11 protein-coding genes are annotated in these 12,476 nt (G+C 71.8%); 4 read left to right on the forward strand and 7 right to left on the reverse strand.

Translation table 11 applies throughout. From position 1 onward, the window contains the following. Positions 1 to 17: 17 nt before the first annotated feature. Genes AL2_RS12760 through AL2_RS12775 form a run of 4 tightly spaced genes read right to left on the reverse strand, consistent with a single transcriptional unit; the run spans position 18 to position 2,707 of the window. Positions 18 to 629, reverse strand: a complete 612-nt coding sequence (locus AL2_RS12760) for a GTP-binding protein (protein WP_067633390.1) — start codon at positions 627 to 629, stop codon at positions 18 to 20. After that, positions 607 to 963, reverse strand: a complete 357-nt coding sequence (locus tag AL2_RS12765) for a DUF742 domain-containing protein (RefSeq protein WP_067633392.1) — start codon at positions 961 to 963, stop codon at positions 607 to 609. The genes AL2_RS12760 and AL2_RS12765 overlap by 23 nt, the downstream gene beginning before the upstream one ends. After that, positions 960 to 1,424 carry a roadblock/LC7 domain-containing protein gene (locus AL2_RS12770; protein WP_245666593.1) on the reverse strand — a complete coding sequence of 155 codons (465 nt, stop codon included), beginning with the start codon at positions 1,422 to 1,424 and terminating at the stop codon, positions 960 to 962. Before AL2_RS12770 ends, AL2_RS12765 begins: the two co-directional genes overlap by 4 nt. Next, complete coding sequence (locus AL2_RS12775; protein ID WP_067633394.1) at positions 1,421 to 2,707, reverse strand: ATP-binding protein; 1,287 nt, start codon at positions 2,705 to 2,707, stop codon at positions 1,421 to 1,423. Before AL2_RS12775 ends, AL2_RS12770 begins: the two co-directional genes overlap by 4 nt. A 297-nt stretch (positions 2,708 to 3,004) precedes the next feature. Here AL2_RS12775 and AL2_RS12780 point away from each other — a divergent pair, with 297 nt between their 5' ends. After that, the gene (locus AL2_RS12780; RefSeq protein WP_245666595.1) at positions 3,005 to 3,820 is read left to right on the forward strand and encodes a helix-turn-helix domain-containing protein; all 816 of its coding nucleotides are present in this window, start codon (positions 3,005 to 3,007) and stop codon (positions 3,818 to 3,820) included. A gap of 153 nt (positions 3,821 to 3,973) precedes the next feature. Continuing rightward, a complete protein-coding gene (locus AL2_RS12785) occupies positions 3,974 to 4,711 on the forward strand; it encodes a nucleotidyl cyclase domain-containing protein (protein ID WP_067633395.1) in 738 nt (245 codons plus the stop codon). Here AL2_RS12785 and AL2_RS36250 read toward each other — a convergent pair. Next, on the reverse strand, positions 4,610 to 5,734 hold the full coding sequence (locus AL2_RS36250) for a phosphotransferase (RefSeq protein WP_083946459.1): 1,125 nt from the start codon (positions 5,732 to 5,734) through the stop codon (positions 4,610 to 4,612). The genes AL2_RS12785 and AL2_RS36250 overlap by 102 nt on opposite strands. 126 nt (positions 5,735 to 5,860) lie before the next feature. Beyond that, entirely contained in the window at positions 5,861 to 8,641 is a 2,781-nt protein-coding gene (locus AL2_RS12795; protein ID WP_067633399.1) for an ATP-binding protein, read from the reverse strand. Positions 8,642 to 8,782: 141 nt separating this feature from the next. Between AL2_RS12795 and AL2_RS12800 the strand changes: the two genes are divergently transcribed. Together AL2_RS12800 and AL2_RS12805 are read left to right on the forward strand one after the other, a co-directional pair. Beyond that, on the forward strand, positions 8,783 to 10,021 hold the full coding sequence (locus AL2_RS12800; RefSeq protein WP_067633401.1) for an FAD-binding protein: 1,239 nt from the start codon (positions 8,783 to 8,785) through the stop codon (positions 10,019 to 10,021). A 62-nt stretch (positions 10,022 to 10,083) separates the two neighbouring features. Next, positions 10,084 to 10,677 carry an antibiotic biosynthesis monooxygenase gene (locus tag AL2_RS12805; protein ID WP_245666597.1) on the forward strand — a complete coding sequence of 198 codons (594 nt, stop codon included), beginning with the start codon at positions 10,084 to 10,086 and terminating at the stop codon, positions 10,675 to 10,677. Here the strand turns inward: AL2_RS12805 and AL2_RS12810 are convergent, their stop codons facing one another. Continuing rightward, positions 10,678 to 12,471, reverse strand: coding sequence for a choline/carnitine O-acyltransferase (locus AL2_RS12810; RefSeq protein WP_067633403.1), 1,794 nt, complete (start codon positions 12,469 to 12,471; stop codon positions 10,678 to 10,680). Positions 12,472 to 12,476: the final 5 nt, after the last annotated feature.

The following is a 12,476-nucleotide window of genomic DNA, read 5'->3' on the forward strand; positions in this document are numbered from 1 at the left end:
TCAGGCGGGAGAGGACGTCAAGCTGTTTCCCGATCGAGGGTGAGGAGGTGGTCGACGAGCGAGATCAGCGCCTCGGTGGACGACCTGCGGTCGCGGGCGTCGCAGGTCACCAGCGGCGTCGTGGGGGCGAGGTCGAGGGCCTCGCGCACCTCGGCGTCCGGGAAGACGGGCGAGCCGTCGAAGTGGTTGACCGCCACGGCGTACGGCAGGCCCTGCTTCTCCACGATGTCCATGACGGCGAACGACTCCTTGAGCCGCGCCGGGTCCACGAGGATCAGCGCGCCGAGCGCGCCGCGCGCCAGGTCGTCCCAGAGGCGGGTGAAGCGCTGCTGGCCGGGCGCGCCGAACAGGTACAGGACGAGGTCGTCGCTGAGGGTGAGGCGCCCGAAGTCCATCGCGACGGTCGTGGTCGTCTTGTCGCGGATGCCGGCGAGGTCGTCGACGGTCGCGCCGGCCTGCGTCATCCGCTCCTCGGTGCGCAGCGGGCGGATCTCCGACAGCGTCCCCACGTAGGTGGTCTTGCCGACGGCGAAGTGCCCCACGACGAGGACCTTGACGGCGGTCCGGACGGTGTCGCGGACGTAGGACGTACTGGAGCGTGCCGTGTCAGAGGCTGGCGCGGAGTCCATCGAGCACCTCCTGGAGGAGCCGGGTCTTGGAGTCCCGGGCGGCGGGCGCGGCGGCCCGGGCGGTGAGGTGCCCGCTGTCGACGAGGTCGGAGAGCAGCACCTTGACGACCCCGACGGGCAGGCCGAGGTGCCCGGAGATCTCGACGACCGACAGCGCCCCGCCCCGGCACAGCTCCGCGATGCGGTGCTTTTCGGGGGACAGGCCGGTGTGCGGCAGGTCGCCGGTGGCGATGACGAGGGTGACGAGGTCGAACACGTTGCGGGTCGGGTGCGCGCGCCCCCCGGTGACGACGTGCGGGCGCACCAGCGCGCGCTCGTTCCGGCGCGCGGTCATGCGGGACTGCCCGCGCCCGGACGCGGCGGCGTGGTCAGCTCCTTGCCCAGCCGCTGCACGAGTTCCTGGAGCCGGAACGACACGGTCTCCATGTCGACGCGCTGCGTCGCCGACACCGCCAGGTAGGCGCCGGGCCCGGCCGCGACGAGGAACACGTAGCCGTCGTCGAACTCGTTCACGGTCTGCCGCCACGTGGTGCCCGCGTCGCCGCAGAACTCGGCGGTGCTGCGGGCGAGCGACTGCAGGCCCGCCATGCCGGCGGCCTGCCGTTCCGCCTCGTCCCGCCCGATCCGCTCGGAGTGCGCCATCAGCAGCCCGTCGGCCGACAGGAGGATCGCGTAGCGGGTCTCCGGCATCCGCAGCGCGTCGTCCAGCATCCAGCCGAGCCGGTTCGTACCTTTGTCCATCGCGCCGTCGTCCATCGCGCCGTTCCACCCCTTGTTCGTGGCCGCAGAGTTCATGGCCGCAGATCCTCGCTGTCGGTGCGTTCGCCGTCGGGCGGTGTGGCGGCGCGGCCGGACCGCGTTCCGCGCTGCCAGGCGCCGAGGCCCGCGGCGGTCTCCCGGGCCGGGCGGGCCTGCGGCCCGGCGGCGGTGTCCGGCGTGCCGGCGCCGTCGCCGGACGGCTCGGCGGGACGTTCGGCCACGGCGGCGCGGCTCCGCTTGGGAAGCCCGCCGGACGTGGACGCGGCGCTCTCCGCCATGGCGGTTGTGGCCGCGGGTTCGGGCACGCGCTCGTCCGGGACGGCGGCCAGCAGCGCGCTCGGCACGAAGACCACGGCGCGCACGCCGCCGTAGGGGGACTGGCTGTCGACCGACACCCGGAACCCGTACCGGGCGGCGAGCACGCCCGCGACCGCGAACCCGACGCGGGGCGGGTCGCCGAGCCGGTGGATGTCCACGGACGCGTCGCCGGACAGCAGTTCGGCGGCGCGCTTGAGCTCGTCGGCGTCCATCGCGACGCCCGCGTCGTCGATGGTGATCGCGACGCCGTTGTGCGCGGAGCGGAAGTTGACCTCGACGGCGGTGTCGGGACGGGAGTGCCGGGCGGCGTTGTCCAGCAGCTCGGCGAGGGTGAGCACGACCGGCTCGACGGCGCGGCTCGTCACCGCGCTGTTCAGCGTCCCCTCCAGGTTGATCCGCAGGTAGTCGCGGATGCGGGAGGTGGCGCCGCGCACCACGTCCGTCAGCGACGACGCCGACCGCTGCTGCCCCGGCCACGACCCGCACAGCACGGCGGTGGCCTGGGCGCGCCGTCCGAGCTGGGCGTTCATGTGGTCGATGCGGAGGAGGCCCTCCAGCACGTCGGGGTCGTGGTGGCGTTCCTGCATGTGCGAGATGGCGAGCTGCTGCTCGTTCGCGAGGCTCTGCACCGCGCGCATCATCGCGCGCAGCGTCGACTTCGCCGACCGGTCGGCGCGCTCCCGGACGCGCGTGGCGGACCCGGCGAACAGGTCCATCACGGTCTGCATGGCCTGGCCGTAGGCGGGGGCTTCGCGAGCGAGGTCGTGCAGCGGGCCGGTGACCCGCATGCCCGGGTTCGCGAGGGACTCCATCAGCTCGGGCAGCCGGACGTCCGCGAGGTGCCGCAGCTCCTTCTCGCGCAGGTCGAGGCCGCGTGCCAGCACGGCGTTCTGCGCGCGGAGCTCGGCCGTCGCCTGCCGCTGGCGCGCCAGCAGGACGCCGGCGGCGATGCCGGCGCCCGCCACGAGGACGAACGCCGCGGCCAAGAGGAATTGCTCCATCAGATCCTCGGTGCAGGGTGTTACGGGCGAGGTGGACCGGCCGCACGGCCGGGGGTGGGGGAATGGCGCAGAACACGCCACAGAACCGGCACCGTAGGACGGTTCGCGGGGGCGCGCTTGTACTCGCGCGCAAGGAATTTGCCGGTGGGCGCATCACAAGATCACCGACAGTCGGATTCGCGTTACTTTCCGCTTGATTCGCCTGATTTGGCGGCGGTGATCGTACTACGCTCGGGCCGCAAGCGATCAACGTGCCGGAGCGGGGCCGGCTCGGACGGACCGGCGGAAGGGCCTGCGGTGGACGACCTCGTCGGCGGGCCGGACGGCGCCTACCGGCTCGCCCTCTACGGGGCCGACCGCACCAGGCACCTCGCCGCCGAGCACGCCGCCGCCGGCGGCTACCGGTTCCTCATGCCGCTGCACGGCGAACTGCTCATGCTCCAGGACGGCCGGGAGTCGCGGCTGGGCCCGGGGACGGGCGGCCTCGTCCCGCCGGCCGCGCCGCTCCGGGTCGTCCAGCGGCGCCCCGCCCGCGCGTTGGTCATGACGATCCCGGCGCACGAGGTGGACGGGCGGCTGGACCTCCCGGCCCGGCGGCCGGTGACCGGCCTCGACCTGACCGCCGGCCTCGGCCGCGTCGTCGCCGACATGGTGCGGGCCGTGGGCGAGGAGCGCGGCACCCTTTCCGAGCCGCAGTTCGACGCCGCCTGCGACCGCATCACCGAACTGCTGTGCCTCATCGTCGCGGGGCGGGGCCGCCCACCCGCGCCCGGCCATCTCGCCGAGGTGGAGGCGGTCGTGCGCCGGTACGTCCGCGAGCACGCCGCCGAACCCGGCCTCACCGGCGCCGCGATGGCGCAGGACCTCGGCTGGTCGCTGCGGCAGATCCAGCTCGCCCTGCAGCGGGCCGGGACGACGCCGCGCGAGCTGATCCGCGAGGAGCGGCTCCGGCTCGTCCGGGACCGGCTCCGCAACCCGCTCTACCGGCACGTCAGCATCACCGATCTCGCCCACGCGACCGGCTTCTCCTCGGCGAGCGCGCTCAGCCACGCGTTCCGGCGGCGCTTCGGGCTCAGCCCGCGCGAGCTGCGCCGCCGGGCCGCGCACCGCTGATCCGGCCTGGCCCGCATTTCCACTCTGCCCGGACCGATCCGGCGTTACCATGCGGGCTCTCCCGGCGCCGTGCGACGGCCGCTCGTCCCCGGCGTATCCGGCTTTGTGCCGGGTGACATGGACAGGCCGCCGCCGGAGGCGTTCACTCATGCTGTGGACGCACCACTCGACCGCGCGCCCGCCGGCGCCACCGTCCCCTGGTCGGGGCTGAACTGCTCCGTCCTCTTCTGCGACGTCGCGGGCTTCGGCGACCCGTCCCGCGACGACGAGGACCGCCAGGTCGTCCGCGACGTCACCTACGGCATCCTGCTGGCGGCGCTGAAGGCGTCGGACGTCCCGGCCGCGGACGTCTACCGCGAGGACCGCGGCGACGGCGCCCTGGTGATCGTCTCACCGGCCGTCCCGACCGCGTCCCTGGTCGACCCGCTCGCCGGGCACCTGGCCGTCGCGCTCCGCCGGCACAACCACCGCGCGAGCGCCGCCGTCCGCGTCCAGCTCCGCGTCGCCCTGCACGTCGGCCCCGTCACCCCCGACGCCGAGGGCCTGAACGGCCAGGCCATCATCCAGACGGCCCGCCTCCTGGAGGCCCCCGTCCTCAAGACCGCCCTGGCCGACACCGGCGCCGACCTGGGCTTCATCGTCTCGCCGTTCGTCTACGACGCCTTCGTGACCCACCTGCACGGCCCGATGGACCCGCGAGACTTCGAACGCGTGACCCTCCAGGTCAAAGAGACCACCACCGAAGCCTGGATGTACCTGGCCGGCCGCGCGAACCCCCCGGCCCCGCGTTCACCCGACCCCGACGGCCCCCAGGGAACCACCGTCTTCAGCGGCGACGTCCACGTCCGCGGCGACCTGGTCCTCGGCAACAAAATCACCCACGAACACTGACGGCAGACCACCCCAGCGCTCCTCGACGCCGCGCACCAGCCGAGCCCACTTCTCCGGCGACCGCGAAACCGCCAAATTGCGAACCGCCGTGAACCGGAACAACCACCCCAGCGCCTCCGGCGTAAGCTCATGCTCGGTGTTTTCCTGATAAGCGGCGACAAACGCCTCTGTCAGGTCCCACCGCAGGCACATCGGTTGCAGATAGGCCAGATGCAGTCCGGCGAGCGCGACGTCATACCACTGGACATCCCAATGCGCCCGGTCCCAGTCGACGATTTCGGTGACCACGCCATCTCTGACGAGCAGATTCTCAGTCCGCAGATCATGGTGAGTGAGTCCCTTGGGGCCTAAGTACAACCCGACTCGCTCTGCGCTGAGCCGGGCGAGCCCCGCGTTCACCGTCTTGACGTGGGCCGGAGTGCGTCCCCTGGACACCATGTTCGCAATGAGTGGATCGGCTTGACCAAGGACGCGAGCCATCGGCCAGTCGTAAGCGTGAAGATCGGATTCCGATGCGTCCAGTGCCGCCCGGTCGATGACGTCCGCACTCCGGTGCACCAGTGCGAGTTTTCGCGCGGCGTCCTCCACCAGTGAGGTCGCCAGCCAGTCGGGAGCCGGGTCGTGCTCGGCATAGGAGCGCACGAACCAGCGGTTACGTAAGCCCGTCACCCAGGAATCGCCGTTCCGTGTCTCAACCGATGATCTCACTACGGACCCTGCGGCCGTAGCGGTAATTGCCTGCATAATGGCGAATTGCCACGAGAAAGGGACGCGCCCCGATTCCTTGCGCACCTTCGATATCAGGTACGTTCGGTCATCGTGCCTGTACGTATAGTGCAGGCTGTAGTGGCGACGCGGGGTGCCCAGGAACGTCGGCCGGCGGTGGCCGTAATGCCATCTGAGAATCTCACGACATGTGAGAAAACGGTCATTCGGGAGCAAGTCACGTCCCTGGGTGAAGAACCGGGCCTCACTTAGGCCCCAGAGTGCAAATTGCACCACAGAAGAGTGACCGAAACCCATGAATGCAGAATCAACACTGAGTTGGGGGCGGATTTTGGTGGCGGTCGCAGCAACGTCTCCTGCTCCGCGTCGGCGGGCCGGCCTCGCCGCAGATCGAACGTGCCTGTGCGGTAGTGGTGCGCGGAGTCAGGGTGTGCCGAGGAGGTGCTTGAGCTGCCGGTCGAGAGAGTCCGCCTTGGTGCGGGCGGCCGAGGCCGCGGCCGGATCGGCCAGGACGTCGCATACCCGCGCGAGCACGCGGAGCGCCTTGATCTCCTCGTGCTGCACACCGATCTGCGCGGCCAGATCGCGCGCCATGCGCACACGGACCATGGCGTCGGCGGGGCGGTGCAAGAGGAGGAGGATCTCGCCCAGGTTGCGCAGGGTGACGACCTTTCCGTAACTGTGGCCGACGTCCTCTTCCAGGCTCAGGCCCCTCTCCGCCGTGCGTAAGGCCTTCTCCGCCAGCCCCGCCCGGAGGTACACCTTGCTCAGCAGGTCGAGGGAGCCGGCGATGCCGCGCTTGTCGTTGATCATGTGGCACAGGCGGAGTGATCGCTTGGCCGCCTGCCGGGCCAGGCCGAGCCGCCCGGCATTGAGTTCGATGAGGCCGAGGGCGTTCAGGGTGTTCGCCTCGCCGTGCCGGTCGCCGATGGACCGGCGGATGATCAGCGAGCGGTTCGCGTCCTCCCTGGCCCGTTCGTAGACGCCCATCCGCCGGTAGCAGCGGCTGATGCTGTCCAGTGCCTCCGCCTCGCCGTGCCGGTCGCGCAACTCCTGAAGGATGTCCAGCGCTTCGAGTCCGGCCTTGACCGCCTCCTCGAACCAGCCGAGCCGCCGCCTGATCGTGGAGAGGTACACCAGGGCGTGGCCCTCGCCTTGCCGGTCAGTGATCTTGCGGCGGATCCTGAGCGCCTCCTCCGCGTATGCGCGGGCCTTGAGGTGGCGGCCGATCCGCATGTAGAGGAAGCCGAGGAACGCGAGCGTCTCGCCCTCGCCGTGACGGTCGCCGATCTCCCTGCGGATCTTCAGCGCCTGCTCGGTGGAGTCCTGGGATTCCCTCATCCGTCCCCAGCCGTAGTAGATCCGCGCCATGTTGTCGAGGGTCTCGGCCTCACCACGGAGGTCCTCGATCTCCTTGCGGATCTCCAGGGCGTCGGCGGCGCACTCGTACGCCCGGTCGTACTTGCTGAGGCCCTGGTAGCCGCGCGCGAGGGTGTCGAGCGTGGTCGCCTCGGCGTGCCGGTCGCTGATCTCGCGGCGGATGTCGAGCGCCTGCTTGCCCAGGTCCAGGGCCATCCGGTAGTCGCTGAGCTGGAGATGCGTCCGGGCCATGTTGTCCAGGACGGCCGCCTCCCCGTAGCGGTCCTCCATCTGGACGCTTAACTGGAGCGCCGTCGCCGCTTCGAGCAGTGCCTCCTGGGTCTGGCCTAGCTCGCGGTAGATGACGGAGATGTGGTGGTGCATGAAGAAGCGGGCCAGGGGGTTGGAGACGCGCTGCGCCGCCTCCAGGCCGAAGCGGTGCACCTCCAGGTTCTCGTGGCAGTAGCGGCGGAGTTCGAAGAAGTCGTAGACGGCGTCGGACAGCTCCCAGGTGAGCTGGTCCCAGTGCAGGCGGGCGACCTGCCGGACGAGTTCGGTGAGGTTCTGCTGCTCGGCGGCGAACCATTCGAGGTGGCGGGCCCGCTCGGCGGGGTCGGGGTCGACCGGTGGCGCGGTCAGCTCCTGGCGGATCGTCCGGCGGTAGCGGTCGAGGAACCGTCCCGCCTGCTGCGCGGTGGTGAGGTACCACATCGAGAGGCGCTGGACGGCGGCGGTGCGGACGACGTTCGAGTCTTCCTTCAGCGCCCGGCCCTGCGCGTATTCGCGGAGCAGTTCGTGCAGGTGGTAGCGGTCGCCGCCGATCGCCTGGACGAGCCCGGCGGTCTCCAGGTCGTCCAGGAGGCGCCGGGCGGCCTCCGGCGTCGTCCCGAGGAGCGCCCCCACGGCCGCGGGGGCGACGTTCGATCCCTCGAAGAGCCCGAGGAGCCGGAACGCGCGCCGCCTTTCCGGTGCGAGGGTCCGGTAGGACAGGTCGAATGCCGCGCCGACGGCCTCGCCGGGATCCTCGCCCGCCGCCAGCGTCGCCAGCCGGTCGCCCTCGGCGAGCGCGTTCACGGTGTCGGCCACCGACTGGTGGGGACGTGTGGCGAGGTTCGCGGCGGCCACGCGCAGCGCCAGCGGGAGCCGAGCGCACATCTGCACGAGTTCGGCGGTGGCGGCGGGTTCGCGCTGCGTCCGTTCCCGTCCCGCGACCTCGCCGACCAGGTCGCGCGCCTCACCCGGGGACAGCAGGTCGAGCGCCATCGCACGGGCGCCCCATCTCGCGACGAGTGCGGTGAGCTTGCGGCGGGCCGTGACGACGACCACGCAGGACGAGGTTCCGGGCAGCAGCGGGTACACCTGCTGGGCGGACGCGGCGTCGTCCAGCACGATGAGGACGCGTTCGCCGGCGAGCCGGGAGCGGTAGAGCGCGGCGAGTTCGTCCTCTTCGACCGGCAGCCGGCTGGACGGAACCCGCAGCGTGCGCAGCGCCTGGCCGAGCGCCTCGCGCGGGGAGATCGGACCCCTTTTCGAGTAGCCGCGCAGATCGAGGAACAACTGGCCGTCGGGGAAGTGGTCCGCCACAAGGTGCGCCCAGTGCACCGCCAGGGCGGTCTTCCCGATGCCCGGCATCCCGGTCAGCGTGATGATCGCCGGCGCCGGGCCCTCGCCCGCGACCAGGGCGTCGAGCCGGTCGAGGACGTCTCGCCGTCCCGTGAAGCCGGGAACGTCCAGGGGAAGCTGCCGGGGAGGGGACTCCGCCTCCTGCGGCGGCGCCAGGTGAACGTGCTTGTCGCCGGAGACCAGGTCCCCGTTGGCATTCACTTCGCCGAACAAGGTCGTCATGCGGGCCCCCCGCGGTTGGCTCGACCCGAAACTCACGGTAACGCGCGGCGCATCAGGACAATATGGACAAATACACAAATGGCGGGTACCGGCCGCCGGGGGTGGGGGAAGTACGGTGCGGTTGTGGATCAGGGTGAGGGCTTGCGTTTCAGCAACTGGGCCGGGAACGTCGCCTATGGGGCCGTCCGGGTGCATCGGCCCGAGTCGGTGGACGAGTTGCGGCGTGTCGTTGCGGGCGGCCGGCGGGTGCGGGCGCTCGGCAGCGGGCACTCGTTCAGCCTTGTCGCCGACACCACCGGCGATCTCGTCCGGCTGGACGGGCTGCCGCCCTTGGTGGAGATCGACGCGGCGCGGTCGAGCGCGACCGTGGCCGCCGGGATGCGGTACGCGGACGTCGCCGTGGAGCTGCATCGGAACGGGTTCGCACTGCCGAACATGGCGTCGCTGCCGCACATCTCGGTCGCCGGGTCGTGCGCCACGGGGACCCACGGGTCGGGGGACGGGCAGCGGTGCCTGTCCACGTCCGTCAGCGGGCTCGAACTCGTCGGCCCGGACGGCGACCAGGTCGAGTTCCGGCGGGGCGACGACGGCTTCGACGGCGCGGTCGTCGCGCTCGGGGCGCTGGGCGTCGTCACGAGCCTGACGCTGGACGTCGAGCCCGCGTTCGAGGTGGCGCAGAGCGTCCGGCTCGGTGTCGCGCTCGATGATGTGGCGGCCGGTTTCGCTGAGATCTTCGGCGCCGCCTACAGCGTCAGCGCGTTCACCGACTGGCGCAGCGGCGAGGCCGCCGTGTGGCTCAAGTGCCGCGGCGATGGGCCCGCGCCGGTTTGGGACGGCGGGAGGGCGGCGCCGGAGGCGGTGCATCCCGTGCCGGGCATGGACCCCGCCTTCTGCACCGTGCAGCTGGGGAGCCCCGGTCCGTGGCATGAGCGCCTTCCCCACTTCCGTCCGGAGCTGACGCCGAGCGCCGGCCAGGAGTTGCAGTCCGAGTGGTTCCTGCCCCGGGAGGCGGCGGCCGAGGCGATCGCGGAGGTCCGGGGGCTCGCCGGGCTGGTCGCGCCGGTGCTGCACATCTCCGAGATCCGGACCGTCCGCGGCGACGATCTGTGGCTGAGCCCGGCCCACGGACGGGACTCGGTGACCCTGCACTTCACGTGGCACGACGACCCGGAGGGGGTGCTGCCCGTGGTCGCCGAGCTGCAGGATCGGCTCCTCCCGCTGGGCGCCCGCCCGCACTGGGGAAAGCTCAGCACCACGCCCGCCCCGGAGGTCATCGCCGGCTACGAGTGCGCCCCCGACTTCGCCCGGCTGGCACGCGAGCTTGATCCTGACGGGAAGTTCGGCAACTCGTTCGTGGACGCGCTCTTCCCCCGCGGCTGACCGCCCGGGGCGAAAGAGGCCGCCGCCTGCCCCTTGGCGGGCGGGTGCATGGACGGGCCGGGATGGGTGACATCTCGGACATGGCGGAAACGGAGACTGAGCCCGTCACGCTCGTGGTCACCTGGGACGTGAAACCCGGCCGGGAGCGCGACTTCGAGGAGTGGGCGGAGGGGCTCCACCGGGTCGCGACCGGCCACCCGGGGCATCGGGGGGCCACGTGGCTGCGCGCCGAAGGGTCGCGGCACCGGTACTACACGGTCGTGAACTTCGCCGACCAGGAGACGCTCGACGGGTGGCTCAGGTCGTCCGACCGGGCGGACTGGCTCGCCCGGGTCCGCGGGGTCGCCGAGGAGCACCGCCAGGACACCACCGGGCTGGAGACGTGGTTCAGCCTGCCCGGCGAATCGGTCCCGGCGCCGTCCAAGGCGAAGATGGTCGCCGTCACCTTCTGCGCCGTCTATCCGCTGAGCCTGATGCTGAACGCGTTCGCGACCCCGCTGACGAAGGCGTGGCCGGTGCCGGTGCAGGCGCTGGTCTTCCCGGTGATCGTGATCCCGCTGCTCACCGTGTTCGTCATGCCCGCGCTCAGCCGGCTGCTGCGGCGCTGGCTGTACCCGGTCGGGCGGACCCACCGGCCCGCCCGGCCGGGACGCTGACTAGGCGAGGAGCTCGCGCAGCTCGTGGACGGCCTCCCGGAGCCTCTCCGCGAACACGTGCATGGTGCCGGCGACCGGCTGCGGGGTGCTCAGGTAGAGGTTGAACCGGTCCGGGAGGAGGACGTAGGCGATGCCGATGCACTGCTCGCTGGTGGAGCCGAACCCGAAGTACTGGATGTTGACCGACGGGGCCGAGCTGGTGCTGAGGTAGTCGTCCCGCATCTTCAGCCAGCCGGGCGTGTCGAACAGGGGCAGCGGCCCGGTGACGCCGAGCTCGGCGCCGCGCCGCTTGGCGATCAGCTGGAGCTCCCAGAGGTGCTGCTCGGGGGCCTGCCCGGCCTGGCACTCCTTCGCGCGGCGGACGTGGGCCTCGGCGGCGGCGCGGAAGGCGGTGCGGCGGACCTCGGGGCCGGCCGCCGGGTCGTCCATGACGTCGACGAAGTGGAGCACCTCGGGGGTGACGACGCGCATCGCCTCGGTTCGACCGTGCCGGTACTGGCGGGTGGCGATCGACTCGTAGGTGGTGCCGGTGAGGCCCTTGGCGCGCTTGTGGGCGAGCTGGTAGGCCATCTGGACGAACGCGTCCGGGGACGTCTTCAGGCGCTTGGCCTCGCCGGCGCCGAAGTCGTCGAACGAGACGGTCGTCGTGGCCGTCGCGGCGGCGTAGGCGGCGAAGGAGGACGCGGCGTCCTCGATGTCCCGCCGCAGGTCGTCGTCCAGGGCGAACTCGATCGGCTCGATGGCGGGGAGCCCCTGCGCGGCGGCGCCCGACCGCCGGGACATCTCCTCGGGAGGCGTGCCGAGCAGCGCGTCCACGAAGCTGAGGATCGTGGTGCCGTCCAGGCCGCAGTGCTCGACGTTGATGCCCGCCGTGCCGTCGCCGAACACGATGAAGGACACGGCCTTGTCGAACCAGCGGTTGCCGCTGTCGCCGTGCAGCAGGTGGTCGCAGGCGTCGAGGGTGCTCACCGGGGTGAAGTCCTCCAGGCAGACGCAGAACAGCGCCGTCTCGACGTCGTCGAGCGCCTTCCCGTTGCCGAGGGCCAGCAGCGCGTCGCGGCTCGCCGCCCACTCGGCGCGGGCCTTGGTGGTGAGGTGCCCGGTGGACGGCTCCGCCGCCGCCTCCGCCTTCATGATCGTGCCGAGGCCCGCCCGGAGTTCGTCGAGCGTGTGGGGACGGCCGTCCGGGCCCAGCACGTCCATCCGGATCATGTTGCCGCGGAAGAAGACCACGATGTGCCGCGCCTCGGACGGGCCGGGCCACGCGTCGGTGTAGGGCGCCCGGACGGTGTCCTGCTCGGCGCCGGGGATGCGCGTCGTCGAGAACAGGAACCGGTTCTGCACCATCGAGAGCGGGCGGCCGCGCTGCAGGGCCGGCGGGATCCGCTCCTCGTCCAGCCGCAGCTTGTAGTCGAGCGCCCCGGCGATGAGCCCCGCCGCGCGCTCCACCTGCCCCTCCGGCGACTCCTTGAACAGGAAGAAGAAGTTGGCGTTCAGCGCGATCCGGTCGCGGCGGCCGAGGTAGCGGTACGGCCAGAACGTGTCGAGCCAGCTGTGCACGCCCTCCGCCGCGTCGTAGCGTTCGAGCGCCGCGTGCAGCGTGCGGCCGGGGCCGTCCGGGCGGACGAACGCGGCCAGCGCCGACTCCGTCCGGGCCCGCTCGTCGGCGGTCAGCAGCGGCCCGCACCATTCCATGAACCGCTCGCAGGTCGCGTCGAGCGTGGGCAGCGGCACGCGCGGAAGTCCCTCCTCGTTGCCGAAGGTGCGGGACGAGAGTTCTTCGCTGGCGTTCACTTCGT

The sequence above is a fragment of the Actinomadura latina NBRC 106108 genome, assembly GCF_001552195.1.
Lineage (GTDB): Bacteria > Actinomycetota > Actinomycetes > Streptosporangiales > Streptosporangiaceae > Spirillospora > Spirillospora latina.